Origin of the sequence: Streptomyces sp. NPDC000594, from assembly GCF_040299965.1 — a bacterium.
In the GTDB taxonomy this organism is placed as follows: Bacteria; Actinomycetota; Actinomycetes; order Streptomycetales; family Streptomycetaceae; genus Streptomyces.
The window spans coordinates 1-26,430 of the sequence record NZ_JBEPCY010000052.1 but is presented as its reverse complement, the minus strand read 5'-3'; the positions used below and the strand labels follow the sequence as shown (position 1 = coordinate 26,430).

22 protein-coding genes and 1 pseudogene are annotated in these 26,430 nt (G+C 73.8%); 15 read left to right on the top strand and 8 right to left on the bottom strand.

All coding sequences use genetic code 11. From position 1 onward, the window contains the following. Positions 1-58 precede the first annotated feature (58 nt). Complete coding sequence (locus tag ABT354_RS36230; protein ID WP_351501940.1) at positions 59-1,444, bottom strand: cytochrome P450; 1,386 nt, start codon at positions 1,442-1,444, stop codon at positions 59-61. Positions 1,445-1,695: 251 nt separating this feature from the next. Then, the gene (locus ABT354_RS36225; protein WP_351501938.1) at positions 1,696-3,405 is read right to left on the bottom strand and encodes a hydrogenase maturation protein; all 1,710 of its coding nucleotides are present in this window, start codon (positions 3,403-3,405) and stop codon (positions 1,696-1,698) included. Between the two features lie 547 nt (positions 3,406-3,952). On the opposite strand from ABT354_RS36225, the gene ABT354_RS36220 reads away from it, so the two are divergent. Together ABT354_RS36220 and ABT354_RS36215 are read left to right on the top strand one after the other, a co-directional pair. Next, positions 3,953-4,324: a hypothetical protein gene (locus ABT354_RS36220; protein WP_351501936.1), complete on the top strand. Its 372-nt coding sequence runs from the start codon at positions 3,953-3,955 to the stop codon at positions 4,322-4,324. A 139-nt stretch (positions 4,325-4,463) separates the two neighbouring features. Then, positions 4,464-5,108, top strand: a complete 645-nt coding sequence (locus tag ABT354_RS36215) for an HD domain-containing protein (RefSeq protein ID WP_351501934.1) — start codon at positions 4,464-4,466, stop codon at positions 5,106-5,108. A gap of 84 nt (positions 5,109-5,192) precedes the next feature. Here the strand turns inward: ABT354_RS36215 and ABT354_RS36210 are convergent, their stop codons facing one another. The 4 genes from ABT354_RS36210 to ABT354_RS36195 all read right to left on the bottom strand — a co-directional run bounded on the left by ABT354_RS36210 (position 5,193) and on the right by ABT354_RS36195 (position 10,117). Further along, positions 5,193-6,119, bottom strand: coding sequence for a peptidoglycan-binding protein (locus ABT354_RS36210; protein WP_351501932.1), 927 nt, complete (start codon positions 6,117-6,119; stop codon positions 5,193-5,195). Positions 6,120-6,382: 263 nt separating this feature from the next. Then, complete coding sequence (gene metX, locus ABT354_RS36205; RefSeq protein ID WP_351501929.1) at positions 6,383-7,555, bottom strand: homoserine O-acetyltransferase MetX; 1,173 nt, start codon at positions 7,553-7,555, stop codon at positions 6,383-6,385. Positions 7,556-7,560: 5 nt separating this feature from the next. Beyond that, positions 7,561-8,964 carry a bifunctional o-acetylhomoserine/o-acetylserine sulfhydrylase gene (locus ABT354_RS36200; protein WP_351501927.1) on the bottom strand — a complete coding sequence of 468 codons (1,404 nt, stop codon included), beginning with the start codon at positions 8,962-8,964 and terminating at the stop codon, positions 7,561-7,563. A gap of 349 nt (positions 8,965-9,313) precedes the next feature. Then, on the bottom strand, positions 9,314-10,117 hold the full coding sequence (locus ABT354_RS36195) for a caspase family protein (RefSeq protein WP_351501925.1): 804 nt from the start codon (positions 10,115-10,117) through the stop codon (positions 9,314-9,316). 224 nt (positions 10,118-10,341) lie between these two features. Between ABT354_RS36195 and ABT354_RS36190 the strand changes: the two genes are divergently transcribed. From ABT354_RS36190 to ABT354_RS36130, 13 genes are all read left to right on the top strand, one after another. Then, complete coding sequence (locus ABT354_RS36190) at positions 10,342-11,259, top strand: DNA/RNA non-specific endonuclease (RefSeq protein WP_351501922.1); 918 nt, start codon at positions 10,342-10,344, stop codon at positions 11,257-11,259. Between the two features lie 95 nt (positions 11,260-11,354). Next, the gene (locus tag ABT354_RS36185) at positions 11,355-12,440 is read left to right on the top strand and encodes a hypothetical protein (RefSeq protein ID WP_351501920.1); all 1,086 of its coding nucleotides are present in this window, start codon (positions 11,355-11,357) and stop codon (positions 12,438-12,440) included. An 85-nt stretch (positions 12,441-12,525) separates the two neighbouring features. Next, the gene (locus ABT354_RS36180; protein ID WP_351501918.1) at positions 12,526-13,647 is read left to right on the top strand and encodes a P-loop NTPase family protein; all 1,122 of its coding nucleotides are present in this window, start codon (positions 12,526-12,528) and stop codon (positions 13,645-13,647) included. After that, positions 13,628-16,912 carry an ATP-binding protein gene (locus tag ABT354_RS36175; RefSeq protein ID WP_351501916.1) on the top strand — a complete coding sequence of 1,095 codons (3,285 nt, stop codon included), beginning with the start codon at positions 13,628-13,630 and terminating at the stop codon, positions 16,910-16,912. The genes ABT354_RS36180 and ABT354_RS36175 overlap by 20 nt, the downstream gene beginning before the upstream one ends. Further along, the gene (locus ABT354_RS36170; protein WP_351501914.1) at positions 16,909-18,075 is read left to right on the top strand and encodes a trypsin-like peptidase domain-containing protein; all 1,167 of its coding nucleotides are present in this window, start codon (positions 16,909-16,911) and stop codon (positions 18,073-18,075) included. The genes ABT354_RS36175 and ABT354_RS36170 overlap by 4 nt, the downstream gene beginning before the upstream one ends. A gap of 185 nt (positions 18,076-18,260) precedes the next feature. Next, complete coding sequence (locus ABT354_RS36165) at positions 18,261-19,331, top strand: trypsin-like serine peptidase (protein ID WP_351501912.1); 1,071 nt, start codon at positions 18,261-18,263, stop codon at positions 19,329-19,331. A gap of 121 nt (positions 19,332-19,452) precedes the next feature. After that, the gene (locus ABT354_RS36160) at positions 19,453-20,004 is read left to right on the top strand and encodes a cysteine hydrolase family protein (RefSeq protein WP_351501910.1); all 552 of its coding nucleotides are present in this window, start codon (positions 19,453-19,455) and stop codon (positions 20,002-20,004) included. Further along, positions 20,001-20,936 (top strand): GlxA family transcriptional regulator, encoded by a 936-nt coding sequence (locus ABT354_RS36155; RefSeq protein ID WP_351501908.1) that lies wholly within the window; start codon positions 20,001-20,003, stop codon positions 20,934-20,936. Before ABT354_RS36160 ends, ABT354_RS36155 begins: the two co-directional genes overlap by 4 nt. A 256-nt stretch (positions 20,937-21,192) precedes the next feature. Then, positions 21,193-21,531, top strand: a complete 339-nt coding sequence (locus ABT354_RS36150; RefSeq protein ID WP_351501906.1) for an antibiotic biosynthesis monooxygenase family protein — start codon at positions 21,193-21,195, stop codon at positions 21,529-21,531. Then, on the top strand, positions 21,528-22,415 hold the full coding sequence (locus ABT354_RS36145; RefSeq protein ID WP_351501904.1) for an NAD(P)-dependent oxidoreductase: 888 nt from the start codon (positions 21,528-21,530) through the stop codon (positions 22,413-22,415). The genes ABT354_RS36150 and ABT354_RS36145 overlap by 4 nt, the downstream gene beginning before the upstream one ends. Further along, on the top strand, positions 22,412-23,437 hold the full coding sequence (locus tag ABT354_RS36140; protein ID WP_351501902.1) for an amidohydrolase family protein: 1,026 nt from the start codon (positions 22,412-22,414) through the stop codon (positions 23,435-23,437). The genes ABT354_RS36145 and ABT354_RS36140 overlap by 4 nt, the downstream gene beginning before the upstream one ends. Continuing rightward, positions 23,434-24,678 carry a cytochrome P450 family protein gene (locus ABT354_RS36135; protein WP_351501900.1) on the top strand — a complete coding sequence of 415 codons (1,245 nt, stop codon included), beginning with the start codon at positions 23,434-23,436 and terminating at the stop codon, positions 24,676-24,678. Before ABT354_RS36140 ends, ABT354_RS36135 begins: the two co-directional genes overlap by 4 nt. Positions 24,679-24,738: 60 nt before the next feature. Continuing rightward, positions 24,739-25,254 carry a GNAT family N-acetyltransferase gene (locus tag ABT354_RS36130; RefSeq protein WP_351501897.1) on the top strand — a complete coding sequence of 172 codons (516 nt, stop codon included), beginning with the start codon at positions 24,739-24,741 and terminating at the stop codon, positions 25,252-25,254. 72 nt (positions 25,255-25,326) lie between these two features. Here ABT354_RS36130 and ABT354_RS36125 read toward each other — a convergent pair whose 3' ends face one another. Together ABT354_RS36125 and ABT354_RS36120 are read right to left on the bottom strand one after the other, a co-directional pair. Then, on the bottom strand, positions 25,327-26,109 hold the full coding sequence (locus ABT354_RS36125) for a thioesterase II family protein (RefSeq protein WP_351501895.1): 783 nt from the start codon (positions 26,107-26,109) through the stop codon (positions 25,327-25,329). A gap of 224 nt (positions 26,110-26,333) precedes the next feature. After that, positions 26,334-26,430: pseudogene (locus ABT354_RS36120) on the bottom strand (electron transfer flavoprotein subunit alpha/FixB family protein); the annotation flags it as partial.

Here is a 26,430-nt window from a genome sequence, read left to right as displayed (position 1 = left end):
CGGCGGCTTCCGGTGGTATCCGCTCCGGACTCCGCCGGACGGGGGTCCCGGGGGCGAACTAGGCGGACGGTACGGGGGAGTCGGCCGTTTCCTCGTGGGGTACGGGCCGCTGCGGCCGGGCGGTGAAGCGCAGCCGCATCCCCTGGGGGCGGATCGCCGCGCCCGCCGTGGGCCGCACCCGGGCACCGGGCGAGGCGCTCCACCGCCAGCGCTGGGCGATGGTGGCCAGCGCGAGCGTCGCCTCGGTCAGCGCGAAGGCGTCGCCGATGCACTTGCGGGAGCCCACCGCGAAGGGCAGGAAGCCGCGCCGGGGCGGCTTCTCGCCGGGGGCCCAGCGATCGGGGTCGAAGCGATGGGGGTCCGGGTAGAGCGAGGGAAGGTGGTGGACGATGTACGGGCTGTACATCAAGGTGGTCCCGGCGGGCACCTCGTACGGCCCGATCCGGGTGTCGGTGGTGGTGACCCGGGTGAGCATCCATACGGGTGTGTAGTGCCGCAGGGACTCGGTGAGGATCCTGCGGGTGACGTCGAGCGCCTCCAGGTCGTCGAAGCCCGGGGGGCGTCCGCCGAGCACCGTGTCGATCTCGGCGTGCAGCCGCTCCTGGAGTTCGGGCCGCTCGGTGAGCGCGTGCAGCGTCCAGGCCAGCAGGGTCGCCGTGGTCTCGGTCCCGGCGAGGAAGAAGCCGAAGAGCTGGTTGCTGATCTCGGTGTCCGACATCCCGCCGCCGTCGCCCTCGTCCCGGGTGGCCAGCAGGATGGACAGGAGATCGCCCCGGTCGGTGCCGTCGGCCCGGTACTCCTGGATGATCCGCAGGAAGGTGGCGGAGAGGCGGTGGTGGGCCCGGTCGAAGCGGCGGTTGGCCGGCAGCGGCACCCGCAGCACGGCGGGCGGGACCAGGGAGCGCCAGTAGGTGCCGTCCACCACGACGACCAGGTCCCCGACGGCGTCGCTCAGCGACCGGTCGGAGAGCCCCCAGGAGAACATCGTCCGCAGGATCACCTTGGCCGTCAGGGCCATCAGATCGGCCACCGGGTCCACGACGGCGCCGTCCCGCCAGGCGGCGGCCGTCTCATCGATGGCGTCGGCCATGATGCCCGCGTACCCGGGTAATCGGGATATGTGGAACGCGGGCTGGGTCAGCCTGCGCTGCCGCAGATGGGCGCTGTGCGGGCAGGTGGCGAGGTTGTCGCCCATGTACTCCCGCGCCCGGTCGAAGATGAAGCCGCCCTTGTCGAAGGTGCGGGGGTCCAGCAGGACCTCATGGGTGAGGTCGGGGTCGCAGACCAGCAGGACCCCGACGGGGCCGAGCCGGATCCGGACGACCTCGCCCAGCTCGGGCAGGGCGGACACGAAGTCCAGTGGGCGGCGCTTCATCGCCAGGGTGTGCCCGAGCAGCGGGAGTGCTCCGGGGGCCTCGGGCGGGCGCGGTGTCTGAGCGGTCATCTTCCCCTTCTTCTCTGCGTACGGTGTGCGCGGGCAGAAAGGCGGCTCCCGGTGCGGGAACCGTGGTGACAAGGGGAAGCGTAATGAGCCGTGCGCCCGTGCCCAAGGCCACCGCCGGTGCTGATGGCCGGGTCCCACGGGCGCACGGGGGCCGGGGGCCGGACGGCCGGATCCCCTGGGCCGGCGGGGGCGGGGTGCCGGACGGCCGGGTGGCGTACGACCGGCCGGCACCGGGTGACCGGGGCGCCGGGTCAGCCTTCGGCCGGGACCCACTCCGTCAGATGCGCGGGGGTGCCGCTCGGCCGTACCCCGTGGACGAACTCCCGGCGCAGCTCGTGATACGGCTCGCCCTCCCCGAAGAAGTTCCGCCGCATCCGCCCCAGCTCGTCCAGGCGGTACGCGTCCAGCGGCCGTTCGGCCTCCGCGCGCTCCCGCCCGGCCCGCTTCAGGGCGATCCGATCCGCCAGCTCCGCCGAACCGGCCAGCCCCGCGGCCCGCAGCTCGATCTCGGCCCGGAACTCGTCCTGACCGCCGGGGACCACCTCGTCGATCAGCCCCAGCTCCACCGCGTACGGCGCGCTCACCGGCAGGGTGCGGGAGGTCAGCCGCTCCGCCTCGGCGGCGCCCACCCGGCGCGGCAGGGTGTAGGTCCAGTACTCCGAACCGTACAGACCCATCAGCCGGTAGTGCGGATTGAGCACCGCCCCCTCACGGCACCACACCTCGTCGGCGGCGAGCGCCAGCATCAGACCGCCCGCCGCCGCGTTGCCGGGGAGCGCGGCGATCGTCAGCCGGTCGGTGGTGGAGAGCACGGCATGGACCAGGTCGTCCATGGCGTTGATGTTCTCCCAGGACTCGCCGCCCGGGTCCGCCGCCGCCTCGATGACCCCCAGATGGATGCCGTTGGAGAAGAAGTCCCGGCGCGGCCCGAGCACCAGCACCGAGGTGGGTCGGGCCAGGGCCTCCCGGTAGGCGGCGAGCAGCCGCCGGCACCGTCCGGTATCCATCGCCCCGCCGGGGAAGGAGAACTCCAGGAAGCCGGCCCGGCCCAGCTCCCGGTAGCGGATCTCGGCCCAGGTCTCGCGGTCCGCCGCCGCCACCGGGTCCGCGCCGATCTCCGCCACCCCCGCCAGCAGCTCTCCGAGCACCTCGGTCGCGGCCAGCTTCAGACAGACCGGACCGCCGGGGGCGCGCCGCCGCCGCAGCTGCGGGATCCACACCGCGCCGTCCACGGTGGCCCGGCAGATGGCCCCGTCCCGGGTGGCGAGCACCGCACCGGGCGCGCCCCGCAGCTCGTCCTCGGGATGCCCGCCGTGCAGAAAGAGCTCCATGCCGTACAGCTCGTCCAGGACCCCCGGGCGGGAGTCGGCCGCGCGCAGTTTGCGCACCACCGTGGCGGTGTCGTCGCCGTGCCAGTCGATCCGGCGGCCGTCCTGGCGGAGCGCGGGCCGCAGGCTGCCGCGCACATCGGGGGCGGTGCAGTCGAGCGGCTCGGGGACGTAGGTGCCGGAGGCGAACCGTTCCACCGCCAGCAGGACCGCCCGGACGGCCGCGTCGGCGCACTCGCCCCGGTACAGCTCGCTCTTGCCGCAGGGGGCCACCCGGAACGGCACACAGGCCCAGATGTCCCCGGCGTCCATCTCGGCGTCCGCCTGGAGGACCGTCACCCCCCACTCCGTGGCGCCCTCCTGGATCGCCCAGTCGAGCGAGGAGGGGCCCCGGTCGCCCTTGGGGCCGGGATGCACGATCAGTACGGTACGGGTGGACCAGATGTCGTCGGGGACCTTCGCGGTGAGCATCGGGGCGATGATCAGGTCGGGGTCCGTCTCCTGGACCGCCTCCCGCAGGGGGTCGTCGCCGCGGACGAGATGCACGGCGACCGTGTGGTCCTCGTCCCGCAGCAGGGTGTGGACCCGCTGGGTGAGGCTGTTGAAGGCGCTGGCGATCAGCAGAATACGCAAGGGTGCCCTCCGTGGTGGGGCTCGGCGCCGACGCGCGCGAGCACGGCTGGTCCACGCGGTCAGGGGTGCGAGGGGAGCGCGGACGGCCGCTCTGCCCTGTGGCACGGGCCGTCCCGGCGCGCCGGTTCACCCGCACGGGAATCCGTCCCGAAAATCCTGCCCCGGGCCCTCGGCGGGCCGGGCCGGACCTTCTGCCCGGACGCTGGCCGGACCGTCGGGCGGACACCCGGCGCGCTGCTCTCCGATGCTGTGGCCGCGGCGCGGTCTCCGGGTGGAACCCTTCCGCGCTCCGGACACTTTTCCATGGGATGCTCGGATTCCGCTGTATTTTCCATGGAATATCCCCGGAGGTCCGCACTGCCGGGCGGGGAGCGGGCGGTGTCCACCGCTTTCCGGACAGCGGGCCGGGAGCTGTCCGGAAAACGGCGGACGGGTCGTCGGTCCATGGGCACCATGAGGGATGGCCACGCACGACCCGAACCCAGCGGCAAACGTTTCTCCCCTGCGGCCCGTCGAGGGGCGGCGCCCGGGACCGGCCGGAACAGCCGTGCCCGGCGGGTCCGGGTACTACACCGGGGCGGGCGAAGTGGCCGAGCGGCTGGCGCGGGCGGGGCTGACCACCCCTCAGGACCGGCGTCCGGGGAGCCGGCCGGGCGAGTTCTGCACAGTGGAGGCGACCCCGCCCGACACCTGGCCGGCGGGTGCGGCCCTCTGTGTCGAGGTCACCCACTTCCCGGCGGCGGCCTTCCGCTGGAGGTTCGGCCGGGACGACCCGCCCGGTGCGGCGGAGCACCGCCGGGAGCGGCTGGAGGCGGTGGCGGCGGCGCTGCGGGAGTCCGGCTACACCGTGGAGGTGGTGGAACGCGGCGGCTGGCGCCCCGGCCAGCTCGCCCTGCGGGTCCACCGGGCGCCGGGCTGAAGCGTGCGCCCCGGCCCCCGGGTGCGTCCGTCCACCGGGCGCCCGGGTGAATCCCGCCACCGGCTACCGGGCGCCGGACCGGCCAGGCCCCTACCGTCGGAGTCTCCGACGACAGCCCGACGACGACAAGGAGCAGGACATGCCCGATACAGCGGGTCCCGCCGGAGTGGCCGTACCGGACAGCGCGCTCGTCCGGGAGGCCACCGAACTGGTCCGGGACACCACCAGTGAGCTGATCTACCACCACTCCCGCCGGGTCTACTTCTTCGGCAGCCTCGCGGGCCGCCGCCGGGATCTCGGCTTCGACCCGGAACTCCTCTATGTCGGCGCCCTCTTCCACGACCTCGGCCTCGGCGAGAAGCACCGGGACAGCGGCCGCCGCTTCGAGATCGACGGCGCCGAGGAGGCCGCCGCCTTCCTCCGCGCCCGCGAGGTCCCCGAGGACGCGGTGCGCCGCGTCTGGACGGCCATCGCGCTCCACACCACCCCGGGTGTCCCGGAGTACATGGAACCGGAGATCGCGCTGGTCACCGCGGGAGTCGAGTACGACGTGCTGGGCATCGGCTACGAGGAGGTCAGCGCGGCCGACCGGGCGGAGATCACCGCCCTGCACCCCCGGCCCGACTTCAAACGCCGCATTCTGGCCGCTTTCACCGAGGGCATCGCCCCGAAGCCGGAGACCACCTTCGGCAATGTCAAGGCCGATGTCCTGGAGCACTTCGTCCCCGGCTTCCAGCGGGGCGACTTCGTCCGGGTCATCCAGGAATCCCCCTGGCCCGCGTAGCCGTACCGCCCGTACGGGGGAGGCCCGTGGTCCGGATCCGGCCAACCTCGCACCGCCGGACCCGGACCGGACAGATGTCCGCCGTCATCGGACGTTGGGCACCTTCAGCTTCTCCCAGCTCGCCCTGCCCGGGATGCCGTCGGCCGCCTGGCCCGTGTAGCCGAGCTTGCGCTGCCAGGCCGCGTACGACTTCCGGTCGGCGTCGCTCCAGGTCGGACCGGGGCCGACCGCGTACCGGCCACAGCCCTCGGCCACCAGCCGCTTGCCCATGGCGGTGACGATGGCGCTGCGCCGCCCCGGGGCGAAGAAGGCGGCGCCGGGGAAGGGCTCGTACGACACCGGCGGCTTGGGCTTGGGCTTCGGCTTGGTGGGGGGCTTGGTCGGGGGTTTGGTGGGCGGCTTGACCGGACCCTCCGAGTCCCCGGCGAGACGCTCCGCGATCCGGGTGCGCAGCGCGTCCATGGTGAAGCCCCGGGGGTCGATTTTCCCCGGCTGCCACTCCTTGTGCCCGATCACCGAGCGCTGGCTCCAGTCATGGGCCCGGCAGATCGCGGCGGAGACCCGCTCGATCGCCTCCAGCTGCACCTCGGGCCAGGGGTCCTGGCCGTCGCCCAGATTGACGCACTCGAATCCATAGAAATAGCGATTGCCATCGGTGTCCGCCGCGTTGTCCACCGGCAGGGGGGTCTCGCCGATCACCGCGCGCAGCACCGCGCCGTCGCCCAGGCCGGCGTGATTGGCGCGGCCGTTGCCGACGAGATGGACCGATCCGTCCTTCGCTATCACCCCGTGACAGAGGGGGCCGGGCAGGGCGGTGTAGCCGTTGTAACAGAGTTCGACGGAGCTGGCGGTGCCGGAGGTGACGGTGTGATGGATCATCACTCCGTGGACGGGGCCCCAGGGGCCCTTGTGGTTACGGTTATGTGTGCGCCAGCTCCGGTGCTCGACCACGCGCAGACCTTCGTTCCGCAGGACTTCGACAAGTCTGTCGGCGGACAGTGGTGTCGCCATGGGCGGTGCTCCTTCGTTCCGGGTGGTGCTCAGTCGTTGTCGGTCGTCGGACTGTTCTTGATCATCATTCCCGCCCGGGGCCCTGCCCGAACCGGCCCCGGGGGATGTTTCCTATGGTGTTGGTGTGTTTTGGCTGACCTGATCCGTGACAGCGCTGTTTGGCCCCGTGTTGTTCCTGCTGGACGCGGGTGTGCGCGGGCGGACGCGGAACCGCCCCGTGCGTCGGCGCACGGGGCGGTCCGGGTCGGGAGGTTGACGTTCCGTCAGGCGAGCACCTCCCGTACCAGCGGGGCGACCTGTTCCGTCTCGATGAGGAAACCGTCGTGCCCGTACGGGGACTCGATCACCCGCAGTCCGTCCGCCCCGGGCACGGCGTCGGCCAGCAGCCGCTGCTGGGCCAGGGGGTAGAGCCGGTCGGAGTCGACCCCGGCGATCAGTGTCCGGGCGCGCACCCGGCGCAGCGCCGACCGCGCGCCACCCCGTCCCCGGCCGATGTCATGGCTGTTCATGGCCTCGGTCAGCACCACATAGCTGCCCGCGTCGAAGCGGCGGGCCAGCTTGCCGGCATGGTGGTCCAGATAGGACTCCACCTGATAGCGGCCCCCGTGCCAGGGGTGCTCGGCCTCCTGGGGCTCCCGGCCGAAACGGGACGCCAGTTCGGCCTCGCTGCGATAGGTGACATGGGCGAGCCGCCGGGCGACGCCCAGCCCCCGGTGCGGCCCCGCCCCCGGATCCGCCCGGTGGTAGTCGCCGCCCCGCCAGCCGGGATCCGCACGGATCGCGTGCAGCTGGACCCCGGCCCAGGCGATCTGCTCCGCGCTGGCCGCCGCCGTACTCGCGAGCACCAGCAGCGCGGCACAGCGGTCCGGCCGGCCCACCGCCCACTCCAGCGCCCGCATCCCGCCCATCGAACCGCCCACGACCAGCGCCCATCGCCCGATGCCCAGCAGATCCGCCCAGCGGGCCTCGGCGGCGACCTGGTCACGGGTGGTCAGAAACGGGAACGAGCCGCCCCAGCGGAGACCGCCGGAGCCCGCCGGGGAACCGCCCGGGTCACGGAGCGAGGAGGGACCCGTACTGCCCTGGCAGCCGCCCAGCACATTGGGGGCCACCACGAACCACCGGTCGGTGTCGAGCGCCCGCCCCGGCCCGATCAGCCCGTCCCACCAGCCGGGGGTCGGATGACCGGGCCCGGCGGGCCCGGCGGCATGGCTGTCCCCGGTCAGCGCGTGCAGCACCAGGACCGCGTTGGAGCCGTCCGGGGCGAGCCGCCCCCAGCTCTCGTACGCGATCCGCACGCCCGGGAGGGCGCCGCCCGCCTCCAGGGGCAGGGGCTCCGGCAGCAGGGCCCAGCGGCGCGCGCCGGCCGGGTCCCCCTCCTGCCAGCCCCCGGAGGCGGGCGGCGGCGCGGCGGCGGTGTCCCGCGCGCCGGTCACGGTGCTCAGGACGGGCTCCCCGCCGTGCCCCCCGCCGTGCCCCCCGCCGTCAGGGTGGCGCTCTTCGCGGCCCGGAAACCCGCCTCCAGATCGGCCTTGAGATCGGCGAGGTTCTCGATGCCCACCGAGAGCCGGACCAGTCCGGGCGTGGTGCCGGTCGCCGCCAGCTGCTCCGGGGTGAGCTGGCTGTGGGTGGTGGAGGCCGGGTGGATGATCAGACTGCGGACATCGCCGATGTTGGCGAGATGGCTGAACAGCTCCACCCCGTCCACGAACCGCTTCCCCGCCTCGACCCCGTCCCGCAGCTCGAAGGAGAGCACCGCGCCCGCCCCGCGCGGCAGATAGCGGCGCGCCGCCTCGTACCAGCGGTTCCCCGGCAGCCCCGGGTAGTGCACGGCCGACACCTCCTCGCGCTCGCTCAGCCATTCGGCCAGGGCCTGGGCGTTGGCCGAGTGCCGCTCCAGCCGGAGGCTGAGCGTCTCGATCCCCTGGAGCAGCAGGAAGGCCGAGTGCGGGGCGAGGGCCGGGCCGAGGTCCCGCAGCAGCTGCACCCGGAGCTTGACGGCGAAGGCGCCCGCGCCGAGGTCCGGCCAGTACCGCAGCCCGTGATAGCTGGGGTCGGGCTCGTTGAACTCGGGGAAGCGGTCGGCGTGCGCGCCGAAGTCGAAGGTGCCGGCGTCCACCACCACACCGCCGATGGTGGTGCCGTGCCCGCCCAGGAACTTGGTGGCCGAGTGCACCACGATGTCCGCGCCGTGCTCGATCGGGCGCAGCAGATACGGGGTGGGCACCGTGTTGTCCACGATCAGGGGGACGCCCTCGGCGTGCGCGACATCGGCCACCGCCCGGATGTCGAGCACATTGCCGCGCGGATTGCCCAGCGTCTCCGCGAAGAGCGCCTTGGTCGTGGGGCGGATCGCGGCCCGCCAGGCCTCCGCGTCGTCCGGGTCGTCGACGAAGGAGACCTCGATACCGAGCCTCGGCAGGGTGTGGCGGAAGAGGTTGTAGGTACCGCCGTAGAGGGAGGTACTGGAGACGATGTGGTCCCCCGCACCCGCCAGGGTGAGGATGGCCAGGGTCTCCGCCGCCTGCCCGGAGCTGACCGCGACCGCGGCGGCGCCCTGCTCCAGCGCGGCGACCCGCTGTTCCAGGACATCGGTGGTGGGGTTGTGGATACGGGTGTAGATATGGCCCGCCTCGGCCAGCGAGAAGAGGTCGGCCGCGTGCTGGGTGTCCCGGAAGACAAAGGACGTGGTCTGGTAGATGGGCACCGCACGGGCCCCGGTGGCGGGGTCGGGCGCGGCGCCGGAGTGGAGTTGCCGGGTCTCGAACGACCAGCCCGGTGCGGGGGTGGCGGCGGACTCGTCGGGGGTGTGACCGGCGGCCACCTCGTCGATGGGCTGGTTCATGGGCGCTTCCTTCGGGCGTGACGGGCCCGACGGCGGGCCGGTGCGCCCGGCGGGGTGGCCGGGCGGCCGACAGGCGTCGGATGAGCGGGAGCGACCTCCGCGTCCGGTCCGGGGCAGCGCTCGGCAGGAGCGCCTCCGGACCGTCAGGGACGGTGCCGTCCAGCACGGTAACGACCGAAAAATCGAACATGGAACGCTGCGACGGGTATCTCCACACTGCCGCAATACGCAGGCAATATTCCGGGCCTGACCCGATGTGCGCCGCCCGCGCGCTCCGTCGGGCCCGCCGATGCGCGCGGGCGGCGCCCGGCCCGTCGCGGGGACGGTTTCCCGGCGGTCCCGAGCGGTGTCAGACCGTGAAGGGGCGCTGGTCGAGGAAGTCCCCGGCGACCTGCCCCGAGAGATGGAGGTTGGGGCTCTGGTCCCGGGGCATCCGCCGCAGGATGTCCTGGTGGAAGGCGCGGTAGCCGCCCGTGTCGTAGCCACCGCCCCAGACCTCCAGCAGGGTCTCGGTGAATCGGCCGTTGACCGGGCCGTCGGCGGCGACCTGATGGTCCTGGCAGGCGGAGATCAGCAGAACGTCCGCCTCCGCGGCCCCGCCGTCCTCGGCCAGGCTCCGCTGGATGTCCCGGTACAGCTCACGGTCCCGCTCGAAGATCTCCCGCTGCCGGTCCGGGGGCATCATCCGGGGTGCGAAACCGCCGCCTTCCGCCGCCCCCACCGGCAGCTCCACGGCGGTACCGCTGTGACAGCAGTCCAGGAAGACGAGGATCCGTACCCCGTCCGCGGCGTGGGCCAGCTCCCGGCGCACCTCGTCGTCGAGGAACTCGCGGTCGTACAGGACCAGGGTCTCGTCCAGCCGGTCCGACTCGTCCTCGTCCAGGTCGGGCACCTGTCCGCCGTGGCCCGAGTAGGTGAGGAGGACGATGTCGCCCGGGGCCGAGCGCCGCACCACCCGCCCCAGCTCGGTGACGACGTTCTCGACGGTGCACTCGGGCGTCAGCAGCACCTTGGTCTCGAAGCCCGCCCCCCGGGCCAGCCGCTCCATGTCGCGGGCGTCGTTCTCACAGGCCAGCAGGCGGCCGTCCCAGCCGCCGTAGCGGGCGGGGTCGACGCTGTTGAGCCCGAGATGCAGGGAACGGCCGGTGGCCATGGGGACTCCAGGGGCTGGTACGGGGACGGCTGGCGCGGGTGCCCGTACCCCTGGCCGGGAACGGGCCCCGAACCGATGGCTTCCATGGGTCCGCGCCGCCCAACCGGGCACCGGGACCATCCGCCCGAACGGGCCCGTTCCGGGGGATGGTCCCGCAGAGCCGGTGGAGTGGTGTCCCCGGCGCCCGCGATGGGAGCGGCCCGCCGGGTGGTACAGGGCCGGTCATGACCCCATCGGATCCTTCCTCCGCCGCTCTCTCCGCCGCCTCCCCCTCCTCCGAGGCGCCCGCGGAACCGGCGGACCTGGCGGACCTCGCCAGGCGGGGATACGACGCCACCTTCCTCGGGCCGCGCGTCCCCCTGCCGATGCCCCGGGACCCCGATGTCCCGACGGTGGTCCTGCCGTACACCCACTTCACCGTGGTGCTCCGGCCGGACCGGCGGCTGGCCACCGCCACCGCCGTCTGCATCGACGGCGCCCGGCTGCTGGCGGACGTGCCCCGCGGGGACAACTGGCGGATCGACCGCCGGGTGCCCCGCGGCTCCCAGGCCGGGGACGAGATCTACGCCGACAACCGGCTCGACCGGGGCCATCTGGTGCGCCGGCTCGACCCGGTCTGGGGCGGCCGGCCGGAAGCCGAGCAGGCCAACGACGACACCTTCCACTTCACCAATGCCGCACCCCAGATGGACCTCTTCAACCAGGGCAAACAGCTCTGGCAGGGGCTGGAGAACCATCTGCTCGACCATGCGGCGCTGCACGACCGCAAGCTGGTCGTCCTCACCGGGCCGGTGCTGCACGAGTCCGACCCGCCCTACCGGGGCATCCAGGTGCCGCTGCGCTTCTGGAAGGTGGCCGGCTTCCTCCAGGGCGGGGCGCTGGCCGCGACCGCGTACATCCTCGACCAGAGCCCCGATCTCAGCCGTGCGCCCGACCGGGCCTTCGCCGGGTCCCGGCCCGGGGAGCCGCCCCCGCTGGGCGCCTTCCGGACCTTCCAGGTGCCGGTCGAGGACATCGCCGACCTCACCGGCCTGGAGCTGGGGCCGCTGCCCGCCGCGGATTTGATGCCCCGGGTCCGCGACCCGGATCTGCGCTGGCGGCGGCTGGAGTCGTACGACGACATCTCCTTCGGGAGCCGCTGACCCACCGGGCCCGGCCACCGGACCCGAATGGCGCCCGGGAGGGCGGCGGTCGATACTGAGGGCGACCGGCGTCCCCGCGGTGTCGGGAGGCACGCATGCGCTCCTCGGGAGCCGCCCGGATCGTCTATGTGCACGGCATCGGCAACAAGGTCGGTCCGGAGCCGCTCAAGTCCCAGTGGGACCGGGCCCTCTTCGGCCATGAGCTGGGGGCCGTGTCGCGCATGGCCTACTGGGCCGGGGTCCGGCACGCCCGGCCGCTGCCGGAGACGGCTGGCGGGCCGGGGGCGGGGGACCCCTTCGCCGAACAGATCCCGGGGGCGGCCGGTGGTGAGCCGCCCGGGGAACCCGGTGAGCCGCCCGAGGATTTCATCGCCCGTACCCTCGCCGGGGCGGGCGCCGCCGGGCCCGGACCGGAGGCCGAGTCACCGGCCGCGCCGCGGCCGCGCGGGACGCCCTGGGCCCTGGAGGACTGGCTGCGCCGGATGACCCATCTCGCGGACGCGGTGGCGGACACCGAGGACCCCGCCGGGGACACCGCGATGAGCCCCCTGGATCGGCCGGGTGCCCTGGATCGGCCGGACCCCCTGAGCCCCCTGGATCCCCCGGATCCTCTGAACTCCCTGGATCCCCTGGACGCCTCGGGGGACGAGGTGCTGCCGCTGCCGCCCGCCGTGCGCCGGCCGGTCTTCCGCGCCCTGGTCAAACACACCTTCACCGAGGTCTACGCCTACTTCTTCGGCGGCGACGGACCGGCCATGCGGCGGATCGCGGCCGCGGCGCTCGACGGGCTCGACGCCGACCGGGGTGTGGTGATCGGCCACAGCCTCGGCTCCGTGATCGCCTATGAGGCGCTGGTCGAGCGCGGCCAGGACGTGGCCCTCTTCCTCACCGCCGGCTCACCGCTGGCGGTCGCCGAGATCAGGGACCAGCTGCTCGCCCCGCCCGCCGTCCCACCCGGGGTCCGGTCCTGGCACAACGTCTGCGACCTGCGGGACCCGGTGGCCCTCGGCCACCTCCTCGGCCCGGTCTTCCCGCCCGTGGGCCGGATCACCGATCTGCTGGTCGCCAATGCCAGCCGCAACCACCACGGCATCGCCGGCTATCTGCGCGCCCCACGGGTCCGGGCACTGCTGCACCCCCTGGTCACCGGCCCGGACCCCGGCGGCGCCCCGCCGCGGTGACGTTGCGACCCCTGGCACGGGGTGGGAAAATCTTGTACGTGAGCAGCTGATCCGGATGTCCCGGGGCCGGATGGGTAGGAATGCCATGCCATTGGCCGAAACGGAGTGGGATCTCGTCACACTCTGGGCACGGGAGTACCTGCTGGACACCGTCGATCCCCATGGCCGGCTGGTGGAGTACGGATTCCCGGCCGACTTCGTGGGCGCGCTCCGGCTCACCGCCGTCAGCACCGACAACGCCCGCGCCCTGGTCCGGGCGTCCCGCAGGGACATCGACCGTCAGCTGCGGCTCATCGACACCCTCTCCTCGGTCGACCGGCTGGCCGTGCTGCCGGACATCGCCAAGGCCCGCGAGTTCCAGGGCAGGCTCCGTGAGGACCATCGCGCCCACACCTCCCAGGACACCTTCCGGACCTGCGTCCTGAAGAACGGCACCGAGGTGTTCATCGACCGCAGGGAGCTGCGGGAGACCCTGCGGTCCTTCGTGGACGACCCCGAGAAGAGCGTCCTGCTCGTCGACGGCGACCCCGGCAGCGGGCGCTCGTACACCTACAACCTGATCCGCCACATCGGCCAGCACCAGGGCTTCCGGCCCGCGCGGGTCACCCTCTCCCGGACCTCCACCGCCGAACGCGTCATCCGCCGGCTCGCGGCCTTTGTCGCCGAGCCCGGCACCACCGCCCCCTTCGACCCCACCGGACTCAATGACCCGCTCTCCTCGACCGAGGACGCCGTGCACTGGGTCGTGAGCCGTGCGACCGCCGCCGACGACCGGTTCTGGCTCGTCATCGACGAGTGCGACCGCCTCGACCCCGGCTCCGACGTCTGGGACTGCATCGGCCAGCTCGCCCTCGCCGTCTACGAACACACCGCCGTCAACGCCGGACAGGCACCCCGGCTCGTCCTCCTCGGCTATGGCCCCGCCCTGCGCCAGCTCCCGTACGACCTGCGGGGCAGCCTCTGCCGGGACACCGCCCGCCCGGCCGGAGCGGCCGAACTGCGCGCCTTCTTCGACCAGTACTTCCACGAAAGGCCGCCGCCCTTCCTCGACCCCCGGCAGCCCGAGGAGTCCACCCTCACCGCCCTGGTCGACACCGCCGTACGCGAAGTGCTCCGCGCCACCGGCGAGGACAGCGGCCAGGAGGGCTACATGCGCCGGGTCTGCACCGCGGCCGAGGGGGCGATCCGTGTCTACCACACACTCTGACCCGCACGCCGACGCGGTACGGGAGTTCGCCGAACGGCTCCGCGCCGAGCTGCTCCCCGCCGCCCCGGACACCGAAGGGCCCGGCGCGGCCCGGCGGGGCTACCGCGAGGCCGCCTGTCTGCTCACCCACTTCGACCCCACCCTGCTGCGGCTCCCCGGCGAGGAGCACCCCACCGGGGCGGCCGTCCTCGAACTGCTGGACGACTGCACCACCATCGGCCCCCGGGAGAGGACCGTATGGAGCCTGCGGCGCGAGATACGGGAGGCGGCCCTGCGCTCCCTCGCGGGCCCGGACGCCGCCCGGAGCGCGCTGGAGCACAACCTCGGCGCGGTCCAGGACGAACGCCCCGGCGGGCCGGAGCGGACCGCCCTGGCCTGTCTCGCCGGCACCCCGCCGGAGCTGTCCGGCCGGGGGCCCGAGGAGCTGGCCGACATCCTGCGGGCGGTGCTCTGGCTCTCCCATGTCCCCGGTGTCCCCGGGCTGCCGGACCCGGCCCGGGTGCAGGAGGCCCTGGAGCGGGCCCGGCTGCTGCAACCCCTGGAACGCCTGGTGCGGCATCCCTTCCGCGGCCGGGCCCGGGAGCTGGCCGCACTGCGGGCCTACGCCTGTTCGGCGGCGGGGCCCGAGACGCCCCCGGCCCCCGCTCCGGCCCCCGCCTCCGCGCTTGAAGTCCCCGCTCCACCGGCCGAAGTCCCCGCTCCACCGGCTGACACCCCCGGACCCGGCGCACCCGGGGCCGGGCCCATGCCGCCCGTGGCGCCCCTGGTCGTCCACGGCCCCGGCGGCATGGGCAAGAGCACCCTGCTGGCCCGCTTCCTGCTGGACGGCATCCACGGGGGCACCCGGGGTTTCCCCTTCGCCTATGTCGACTTCGAGCGGCCCACCCTCTCCGTCCAGGAGCCCGTCACCCTGATCGCCGAGACCGCCCGGCAGCTGGCCGTCCAGTACCCCGCCCACCGGGCCGCCTTCGACGCCCTGGTGACGGAGTGCCACCGCACCGCCCGCAGCCAGCGCGAGGGGCGGGACCGGGTGACCCAGCTGCACACCCTCGCCACCACCCGCTCGCTGCTGGGGCGCGGCTCGTCCAAGGAGTTCCAGACGCTCGCCACCACGCGCGAGACCGACCTCGTCCGGCGCACCGCCGCCGTCCTGGTGACGGCGGTCGAGGAGGCGGGGCAGACCGGAGCCCCCCTGGTGATGGTGGTCGACTCCTTCGAGGAGGCCCAGTACCGGGGCTCACCCGTACTGGGCCGGATGTGGGCCCTCTGTGTCGCCCTCCAGAGCGGCTACCCCCGGCTGCGGATCGTGGTCTCCGGGCGGTCCCGGGTCGACCATCCCGGCCGCTTCCCCCGCTCCCCGGAGATCGAGCTGACCGAACTCGACCGCGCGGACTCGGTCGCGCTGCTCACCTCCTGCGGGGTGAGCGACCCCGAGGTCGCCGGGGCGCTGGCCGAGCGGGTCGGCGGCCATCCGCTCAGCCTGCGGCTCGCCGCCCGCGCCACCACCCTCGCCGGTATCGGCGTCGGCGAACAGGGGGGCGACGGCGGGCAGCGCGGCGACGGCACACGGGAGCAGCCGGAAGGGGAGGGCCGGGGCGGTGTCGCGGAGGTGCTCAGGGGTCTGCCCGAGCGCCGGGCCACCGTCTTCCGCCAGGTGGACCGGATGCTGGTCCAGGGCATCCTCTACGACCGGATCCTCCATCACATCGCCGACCCCGGGGCACGGGCGCTCGCCCACCCCGGTCTGGTGCTCCGGATCATCACCCCCGAGATCGTCCAGGAGGTCCTGGCCGAACCCTGCGGACTGCGGGTGGACACCCCCGAGGAGGCCCGCAGGCTCTACGACGAGCTGGCCCGGCTGGATCTGATGGAACCCGCGGGACCCGGCGCGGTACGGCACCGGGGCGATGTCCGCGCCATCATGCTGCGGCTGCCCGGCGGCGACCGTACCGAGGTGATGCGGGAGGTGGAGCGCCGCGCCGTCGCCCACTACGCCGCCCGGGAGGGGCTGGAGGCCCGGGCGGAGGAGATCTACCACCGGCTGCGGCTGGGCGAGAGCCCCCGGACCGTCGAGGAGCGCTGGCTGCCCGGTGTGGAGCGGCTGCTCGCGGGGGCCGTCCAGGACATGCCCCCACGGGCGGCGGCCCTGCTCACCGCGCGCCTCGGCGGCGAGGCCCCGCCCCCGGTCCTGGCCGGCGCCGACCAGGAGGACTGGGAGCGCATCACCGCCCGGGAGGTGGAGGATCTGCTCACCCAGGACTTCGCCGACGCCGCACTGGAACGGCTGGGCGAACGCCGCCCCTGGACCCCGTGCGGCCCGCTGCATCCGCTGCTGGCCGAGACCCTGCACCGGCTGGGGCGCGCCGGCGAGGCCCGTACCGCCGTGGCCGAAGCGGTGACGGCCGCCGACCGCGCGGGCTGCTCCGCCACCCTGCTGGAACTGCTGCTGCTCGACGCCCGGCTGGCCGAGGAGGCGGGCGACCCCGGCGCCGCCGACCGCGCGCTGCGCCGGGCCGAGGATCTCGCCGTGGAGCTGGGCCAGGACCTGGAGGCGATGGGCGCACTGCTGGCCCGCGCCCGGCTCCAGGCCGACCGGGGCCGGGCCATCGGACCGGGGCCCGACACGGCCGCGGGCACCCGGCTCGCCCAGCGGCTGCGCGGTACCCCCGACGCGGTCCTGGCCGGCCAGCCCGCGCTGACCCGGGCCGTCGCCTCCCAGGTGTACGCACGCGACCCCGCCGCGCTCGCCCGGGCGCTGGAGGTGGTGGGGCTGCCCACCGACGACGAGGCGCTGGAGACCCTGGGCGCGGCGGTCCGCACCGCCGCCTCCCGCCGGCCCGCGCTGCTCGGGCCGCTGATGGCGCTGTTGCGGGAGGCCGCGGGACCCTCCGGGCCATCCGCCGGCACGGGTCCCTCCAGCACCAGCGACATCCTGCGTCTCGCCCGGGACCGGGGCACCCTGGACACCCTCGCCCGGCGGCTGCTGGACGTACCGGACGACAGCGGTGCCATCGCCGCCGCCGTGGCCGCCGCGATGGGGGTGGGAACGGCCGCGCCACCGCCCCGCCGGCCCCCTGGGACCGATGAAGCAGACCCGTCCGACCCACCCGTACCGCCCGGACCTTCCGTGCCGCCCGTAGCGGCCGACCCGCCCGTACCGCCCGTACCACCGTCGCCGCCCCCGGTGCGCGGCGGATCCGGCGCCCCCGCCGGGACACCGGCCTCCGACGAAGGGAACGGCCTGGTACGGCCCGGACGCCCATGAACGGATACCTGCCCCCGGACGACATCCTCCGGATCCGCGACGCGGCCCTGGAGAGCGGGCTCACCGACCCCTCGGTACGCCCCCTGCTCCTCGACGGCCTCATGCCCCGCTACCTCGGCACCCTCCCGCTGCTCCCCGAACCAGGGCGCCAGGTCCACTCCGACCTCCAGCGGATGAACCGCGTCGAACGGCTGGTCGACGGCTCCGTACCGCTGGAGATCTGGCTGCGCAACGCCATCGCCCAGACCGCCGAGGCGGCCCCGCTCGATGTGTTCCAGCGGGCCCTGGACGAGGTGGCGCGCAGCGCGGCGGGCGAACCCGACATCGGAACCGGTCCGGACACCGGGGAGACCAAGGAGCAGATCGTCCACCGCGACGACACCGTGGCCTTCGCCTTTCTGCGCGGCGGCGACCGCGCCGGTGCCGCCGTCGCCCGGCTCAAGGTCCCGCCCTACCGGGACGGCGCACCGCTCCAGCCCAACGGCTTCCCGCACGCGGGCACCGGCTGGCTGATCGCCCCCGGGCTGCTCGTCACCAACCACCATGTGGTCAACGCCCGGGGCGGCACGGGCGCCGAACGCTCCCTCGCCGACCCCGCCGATCTCGCGCTCCAGGCCCAGAACACCCGCGTCCGGTTCGACTTCGAGACCGACGACCCCGACGACGACCCCGGTGGCGACGCCATGGCGGGCCGGTCCGGCACGGAGACCACCGTCAGCGCGCTCGCCGCCGGTGACCCGGAGCTGGACTACGCGGTGCTGCGCCTCGCCGAGCCGCCCGAGCGGCCCGTGCTGCGGCTGGCCGAGCGGCCCCTGACCCTCACCGACGGGGAGGTCGTGGCCGTCAACATCATCCAGCACCCGGGAGGGCTGGCCAAACGGGTCGGGCTGCGCAACAACCTCGTCTACGCCGCCGACGACGAGGACATCCGCTACTTCACCGACACCCGGGGCGGCTCCTCGGGCTCCCCGGTCCTCACCGACGACTGGCGGGTGGTGGCGCTCCACCGGGGTACCCGGCGGGTGGAGGATGTGCGCTTCCAGGGCCGGTCCACCGCGTTCGTCAATGTCGGTACCCAGATCAGCCGGATCATGCGGCATCTGGAGACCACCAGTCCCGCGCTCCACGAGGAGATCACGGCGGCGCAGCGGGACGGAGGGTGAGGCCACGGGGACAGCGACAGCGACAGCGGTATCGGCAGCGGCGGGGCCGGACACGACAACAGCCCCACAGCCACCGGCCACCGCCGCACCGAAAGTCACCGGCCACGGGCCACCGGCCACAGCCGGAGCAACCACCACAGCGACGGGTGAACGGACACCGCCACCCGCGGAACGGAGGCGCGGACATGGGCGCCCAGACCGGATCACCGCTGGCAGTCGGAGCCGAGCAGCTCTTCGCCGACCCACGGGCCGTCGCCCGGCGGGTGCGGGAGCGGCTCGCCGCCGAGACACCCGAGTCCGCCCAGGACCTGCCCGCCGACGAGATACCCGCCGAACGGGTCCTGGAACGGGCCCATGAGGAGCGCGACCGGGTCCTCGCGGCGGGCGCGGACGGGCTGGAGAAACTGGCCGACGGCCGTGCGGACGAGATCGGTCCGGACGAGTCCTTCGGCATGGAGGCCATCGTCCTGCTGGAGGGCCGCCCCGCCATCCTCGTCCAGGGCCAGGACTTCCCCGCACAACAGGGCGACTGGGCCGTACTGAACGGCGCCCGCGAGGCGATCCGGGAGTCCATCCGCCGGGTGGGCCGGGTCGAGGTGGACGGCCATCCCAGCCTGGACTGGCTGGGCACCGCCTTTGTCGTCGGCCCCGGGGCGGTGATGACCAACCGTCATGTCGCCGCCGAGTTCTCCCGTGAGAGCGGCGCCGGATGGACCTTCCAGGAGGGGATGAGCGCCCGGATCACCCCCGCCGAGGAGTACCACCGCCCGGGGGAGGGCGGTGCCGGCGACGGGGTCGCGTACCGGGTGACCGGGGTGATCGGCATCCACCCCGAGCTGGATCTCGCCCTGCTCCGGATCGAGCCCGGCGGCCCGGGCCCGGCGCCCGCCCCCTTCCCGGTGGCCGCCGACGGTCCGCAGGGGCTGACCGGCCGGCCCGTGTACTGCGTGGGGTACCCCGCCTACGACGGGCGCCGCAATGAACCCGCCGCCATGCGCCGGATCTTCATGGATGTCTACAACGTCAAACGGCTCCAGCCGGGTACCGTCACCGACCTGCTGCCCGGCCGGACCGTGCTGACCCATGACTGCTCCACCCTCGGCGGCAACAGCGGCTCCCCGGTGGTGGACCTCCAGGACCACCGGGTGATCGGTCTGCACTTCGGCGGGCGGTACGGGGTCGGCAACTACGCCGTACCGCTGTGGCGGCTGGTGGACGACCCACTGCTGCGCCGGGCCGGGGTGAACTTCGTCTGAGCCCGCGTCCCGGCCGGGTGGACCCGGTGGACCCGGTGGCTCCGGCCGCGACCGGATCCGTCCGCCACGGGCCCGGATCGTGTCTGCCACCGGGCGAGCGGGCCAGGTCAGACTGGGTGCCATGAGCAGAGCGCTGATAGTGATCGATGTCCAGGAATCCTTTCGGGCGCGCCCCGACTGGGAGCGGATCGCCAACCCGGGGATCGCCGACCCGGTGAACCGGCTGGTACGGCTGGCCCGCGCCCGGGGCGAGCGGGTGGTGTGGGTGCTGCACTCCGAGCCCGGCAGCGGGGGAGTCTTCGACCCGGTCCTCGGACATGTCCGCCCCCTGGACGGGCTGGTGGCCGCCCTCCCCGACGAGCCGGTGGTGCACAAGACCTCCCACAACGCGTTCACCACCACCGACCTCCAGCGGCGGCTGACCGCCGAGGGCGTCACCGAGCTGGTGGTCTGCGGGATCCGTACCGAACAGTGCGTGGAGACCACCGCCCGGGTCGGCAGCGACCTCGGCTACCGGATCGTCTTCGTCACCGACGCCACCACCACCGAACCCATCGGCCCGCTGAGCGCCGAGGCGATCGTGGAGCGCACCGAGGCGGTGCTGCGGGACCGCTTCGCCCGGATCGCCACGGTGGCGGAGCTGGCGGCGGAGGCGGCACCATCCCCGGTGTGACCCATGTTGTCTTTCTGCTGCTGCCCGGCGTCCATCTGCTCGATCTGGCCGGACCGGCCCAGGTCTTCAGTACGGCCGCCGAGTACGGGCAGCCCTACCGGCTCGGCTATGTCGCGGCGCGCGAGGAGGTGCCGAGCGCCCAGGGGCTGCCCCTGATCGCCGGCACCACCTGGCCGGAACTCGGCCCCCGCGATCTGATCGTCGTGCCCGGCTGGCAGGCCGCCGGCTCCCTGCGGTCCGCCCCGGCGGTGGACCGCGGGGAGCTGGAGCGGCTGCGCACCCACCATGCGGCCGGGGGCACCGTCGCCAGCGTCTGCGCGGGCGCCGATGTCCTCGGCAGGGCCGGGCTGCTGGACGGCCGCCGCTGCACCACCCACCACGCCCTCCAGGAGGAGCTGGCGGCCCGTCACCCCCGGGCGACCGTGGTGAAGGACACGCTCTTCACCACCGACGACCGGGTGGTGACCGCCGCCGGGATCGCCAGCGGGATCGACCTCGCCCTCCATCTGCTCGCCGAACGCCATGGGCCGGCCCTCGCCGCCCGGGTGGCCCGGGGGATGGTCGTCTTCGCCCGCCGCAACGGGGACGAGCCACAGGCCAGCGCCATGCTCCGGCACCGGGCGCATCTGGACGACACCGTCCACCGGGTCCAGGACCTCATCGACGAACGGTTCGCCGAACCCCTGCCGCTGGCCCGGCTCGCCGCGGTGACCGGGGTGAGCGAGCGCACCCTCACCCGCCTCTTCGCCCGCGCCACCGGTCTCACCCCGCTGCGCTACCAGCAGACCCTCCGCCTCGAACACGCCCGCCGGCTCACCGAGCGGGGCAGCACGGTCCAGGCGGCGGCGCGCGAAGTCGGTTTCGACGACGCCCGGATGCTGCGCCGACTGCGCGCCCGGGCCCAGCGGCCGACGGCGGACACGGCCGGCTGACGGCCTCGGTACCGATCCCTGTATCGGCCCCGGTACCGGTCCCCGTATCGGACCCGGACCCGGACCCGGTCCCGGGAGGAGTGTGACGACGGAGCGTCACCGTCACGGGCGGGCGCGCCCGTCACCCGTACGCACCACCGCTCACCGGCCCGCCCCCGTCCTCCCGGGGGACCGCCGCCGTGTCTGAGTTGCGGGCACCTCGGTGACATGAGTCCGTGAAGGCATGCTCTGCCGGATGTCACCGCCAGGAGGAGAGATGCGCACCATGCCCATCGACCAGGAGACCGACAAGCTGTCCGTGGTGTACTCGGTCCATGTCATCGAGGGGGGCGAGCAGGGCTTCCTGGACGCCTACGACCGCATACGGAAGTCCGTCGCGAGCGTTCCCGGCCATATCGTCGACCGGCTGGGCGAGCCCATCGACGACTCCCGCCAGTGGGTGATCACCAGCGAGTGGGAGACCCCCGACCACTTCTTCGCCTGGCAGCAGGGCGAGGACCACCGGGCGCTGCTCGCCCCGCTCCGGCAGTGGGTCGACCAGACCCAGTCGCTCCGCTTCCGTGTGGTCCAGGAGACCGTGGGGGCCGGGGCATGACCCGGCACCAGGGCACCGTCGCCGTCCTCGGTCTGGGCTCGATGGGCAGCGGACTCGCCGGACGCCTGCTCGACCAGGGAGTCCCGGTACGGGTCTGGAACCGGACCGCCGAGCGGACCGAACCGCTCACCCGCGCGGGCGCCGTCGCCGCCGCGCATCCGGCCGAGGCCGTCGCCGGCACCACCGCCGCCATCTGCGCCGTCGCCGACAGCGACGCCCTCTCCACCGTGCTGCGCGGACCCGATGGCATCCTCGCCGACGGCCCCTACCCCGGATCCCTGGTCTGCGCCAGCACCGTCGCCCCCGAGGAGGTCGTCCGGCTCACCGGAGGATTCGGCTCCGTCCTCGACGTCGGCATGCTCGGCAACCGTGAGCACGCCCGCAGCGGAGAGCTGAGGCTCTTCGTCGGCGGCGAGGAGAAGGTCTTCACCGCCGGGCTCCCGCTGCTGGAACTCCTCGGCAAGGAGGTCGTCCATCTGGGCGTACTCGGCTCCGGCATGCGGATGAAGCTCCTCCTCAACCTCCTCATGGGGATCGAGGTGCAGGCCATGGCCGAGGCCGTCGAACTCGCCGCCGCCAGCGGACTCGACCGGGGTCTGGTCCTCGACGCCATCGCGGGCAGCGGCTTCGCCTCCCCGGTCATGGCGTTCAAGTCCCGGCGGCTGGCCGCCGGACGCTTCGACCGGCCCGACTTCCGGCTCCGCCTCATGACCAAGGACCTGCTGCTCGCCACCGGGCAGGCAGACCGTGCCGGGCTGCGGCTGCCCCTGCTGGAGGCCGCCCGGGACACCCATGTCCGCGCCACCGAGCAGGGCCACGGTGACGAGGACTGCGTCGCGGTCGTCCACGCACTGACCCGTCCGACCCCGGGAACGCACACATGATCATCGATATCCACGGGCATCTCTCCCCGCCCGAGGCCGCCCAGCGCTTTCCGATGCCCCCGAGCCTGACCGATGTCGACGGCATGCTGGACGCACGGGCCCGTGCGGGCATCGACCTCACCATCATCGGCAGCCCCGTCGGCGCGGGGGCGATGGCCCGGGTCCCCGGCGTCGACAACTACCGCCAGCCCCGGGACCGGCTGCGCGGCTTCCACGCCTGGATGTCGGGGCTCATCGGCACCTTCCCGGACCAGCTGCGCGGCTATGTCTACGCCAATCCCTTCGGCGACGACGACCATCTGGAGGGGGTGCGCGAGACCCTGGCCGACCCCGCGTTCGTCGGGCTGATCACCACCTCCAGCGTCCATGGCGAACTCCTCGGCTCCCCCCGCTCGGACGCTTTCTTCGCGCTGGCCGCCGAGACGGGTGCGCCCGTCCTGGTGCACGCCCCCGCCGAACCGATCGGCACCGAACAGGTCGAGTCCCATGGCTTTGTCGAACAGATCGGCCGGTTCGGCGATCTCCAGCTGGCCCTCTCGCTGATCGCCTTCGCGGGCTGGCTCGACAAGTACCCCCGGCTGCGGCTGATCGGCGCCACCGGCGGCGGGGCGCTGGCCCTGCTGCCGGAGCGGCTCCAGACGGCGGCCCGGCCCCGGCACTGGGGCCAGGGACCACCCGGCGCCGCCCCCGGTGGCCCTGGTGGGTCCGGGGGGCCTGGTGGGCCTGGTGGGCCCGGGGGGCCACCTTCCGCCGGTCCCGGTTCCGGTCCCGCCGCCGACCCGGCCGCCGCGCTGCGCCGGATGTATGTCGACACCAGCACCTTCAACCCCACCCACCTCGGCCTCAACGCCGAGGTGCTGGGCCCCGAACGGATGCTCTTCGGCACCGACTCGCCGCCGCTCTCCGTGCCCCTGGAGGAGTTCATCCGCATGATCGAGAAGCTGCCCGTCGACAAGGCGGCCCAACAGCTCATCCTCGGCGGCAACGCCGAGGCTGTCTTCGACCTCAGGAGCCGTCCATGACCAGCGTGGAGGACCCGGCCGCCGCCGCCGAACGGTGCACCCCCGAGTTCCGGCGGAACCCCTACCCGGTCTACCGCCACCTCAGGGACACCGCCCCCGTCTGCCCCATGAGCCCGCCCCATGGCATCAGCACCTACCTGATCACCCGTTACGACGACGCCCGCGCCGCCCTCGCCGACCCCCGGCTGAGCAAGGACATGTACGGGGCCATGGACTCCTACCGGAGGATCTTCGGCGACTCCTCCGTCGCCCTCGACGACCATATGCTCAACGCCGACCCGCCCAAGCACACCCGGCTGCGGCGGCTGGTCAGCTCCGCCTTCACCCCCCGCCGGGTGGAGGCGCTGCGCCCCCATGTCCAGCAGATCGTCACCGAACTCCTGGACGACTGCCCGGTCGGTGAACCCGTCGATCTGCTGGCCGCCTTCGCCTTCCCGCTGCCGATCATCGTGATCTGCGAATTCCTCGGAGTGCCGCCCGAGGACCGGCCCAAGGTGCAGACCTGGTCCACCACGGTCGCCCGTACCGGATTCAGCAAGGAGTCCAAGCAGGCCCAGCAGCGGGCCGAGGAGGCCCTGCACGCCTACTTCGCCGAACTGATCGAGCAGAAGCGGCAACGCCCCAGCGACGACCTGCTCAGCGCCCTGATCGCCGCCCGTGACGAGAACGGACGGCTCACCGAGCACGAACTGATCTCCACCGCCTTTCTGCTGATGTTCGCGGGCCACAAGACCGCCGCCTATCTCATCGGCAACGCCGTCCTCCATCTGCTCACCCATCCGGACCAGCGGGCGGCCCTCACCGAGGACCCCGACCTGATCACCCGGGCGGTCGACGAGGTCCTGCGGTACGACGGCTCGGTGGAGACCGCGACCTTCCGGTACGCCGCCGAGGACGTGGAGATCGCCGGGACCACCGTGCCCCGGGGCGCGCTGGTGCAGATCGCCCTCAACTCCGCCAACCGCGACCCGCGGAAGTTCGACGAACCGGACACCTTCGACATCGGGCGGCCCCTGAGCAACCAGAGCGCCCACCTCGGCTTCGGCCATGGCCCGCACTACTGCCTCGGCGCCGCACTGGCCCGGCTGGAGACCCAGCTCGCCCTCACCGGCCTCTTCGACCGCTTCCCCCATGTCGCCCTCGCGGACCCCGCCCGGGACCCGGAATGGCTGGTGGTCCCCTTCCCGGCCTTCCGGGGCCTCGCGGAACTGCCCGTCGTCCTGGCGCCGCCCGCGCCCTGACCGGCCCCGGACGGGCCCGCCCCGGCGGAGGCGAACGCTCCACAGCAGAACGGACCCCGAATGACCGTCTGGACCACCCGTCCGGAGACCCCCGAGGACATCCCGGCCATCCACGCCCTCAACGCGGCGGCCTTCGCCACCGCCGCCGAGGCCGATCTGGTCGACGCGCTGCGCGCCGACCCCGATGCCTGGATCGACGGCCTCTCCCTGGTGGCCCGCGCACCCGACGGCACCCTGGTCGGGCACGCCCTGCTGACCCGCTGCCGGATCGGTACCGGCGGCGCGCCCGCCCTGGCCCTCGCCCCCTGTGCGGTCCTCCCCTCCCACCAGGGGCAGGGGGCGGGCTCCGCGGTCATCCGCGCCGCCCTGGAAGCGGCTCGCGACCAGGGGGAGAGCCTGGTCGTGGTCCTCGGCCACGCCGACTACTACCCCCGCTTCGGCTTTGAACCCGCCTCCCGCTGGGGCATCCGGGCCCCCTTCACCGTCCCCGACGAGGCGATGATGGCCCTGGTCCTCGACTCCGACCGGCCGGTCCCCTCCGGGGTGATCCACTACGCCGCCGCCTTCGGGGTCTGACCCCGGGGCAGCCACCCGCCGCGCCCCGGGCCCGCACCGATGGGGGACGGGCCCGGAGCGCCGCGGTACGGCTCAGCGCGCCCCCGCCCCCCGGACCGCCGGCTCCGCCAGCCGCTCACGCACGGTCCTGTGCACCTCGTCCGCCCGCTCCTGGAGGAAGAAGTGGCCGCCGGGGAAGACATGGCAGGAGAACGGGCCCTCCGTGTACTCCCGCCAGGCCTCCACCTCCGCCACCTCGGCACGGGGATCCGCGTCCCCCGTGAGCGCCACCACCGGGCAGCGCAGCGGCGCCCCCGGCACATGCGCATAGGTCTCCACCGCGCGGTAGTCGCCCCGGATCGCGGGCATCACCAGCTCCAGCAGCTCCGGATCGGTCAGTGCCTCCACCGCCGAACCGCCCAGCAGGGTCAACTCCCGCAGAATGCCCTCGTCGTCCTGGAGGTGCACCCGCCCGGGCTGGTGGTAACGGGGTGCGCGCCGCCCCGAGAGGAACACCACCGCCGGCTGCGGCCCGTCCGCCGCCTCCAGCCGCCGGGCCACCTCGTAGGCCACCGTCGCGCCCATGCTGTGCCCGAACAGGGCCAGCGGCCGACCGTCGTCCAGCCCCGACAGCACCGGGACGATCCGCTCCACCAGCTCCGGGATGTTCTCCACACAGGGCTCGGCCCGGCGGTCCTGACGGCCCGGATACTGCACCGCCGTCACATCCACCACGGGGGCCAGTGCCTGCACCATCGGATGGTAGGCACTGGCCGCACCCCCGGCGTGCGGAAAGCACACCAGCCTGACCGCGGCCCCCGGTGCCGGGGCGTAGTTCCGCAGCCACAGCCGTGCACCACCGGCGTACTCATCCATCGTTTCGCTCGCCTTTCCCCTGGCCGCCCGCGCGCCGGGCGGTCCCCGGCGCGCGGCACGGTCCGCTGTCGCATCCGGGAGAGTATGCCCAGGGTCCGCGCCGGGTCACCCCGATTCCCGGTGGTCCCTGTTCCCGCCCTCAGGGGCAGGAACGCCGGGGGACAGACAGGGGAAGAGCCGCTTCCGCTGTCGGGCTTCCCCTGTCGGGCTTCCGCTGCCGGGGGTCAGTTCTTGCGGTGGTTGATCTCGTCGGTGAGCTGGGGCAGGACGGTGTGGAGGTCGCCGACGACGCCGTAGTCGGCGAGGTCGAAGATGGGGGCC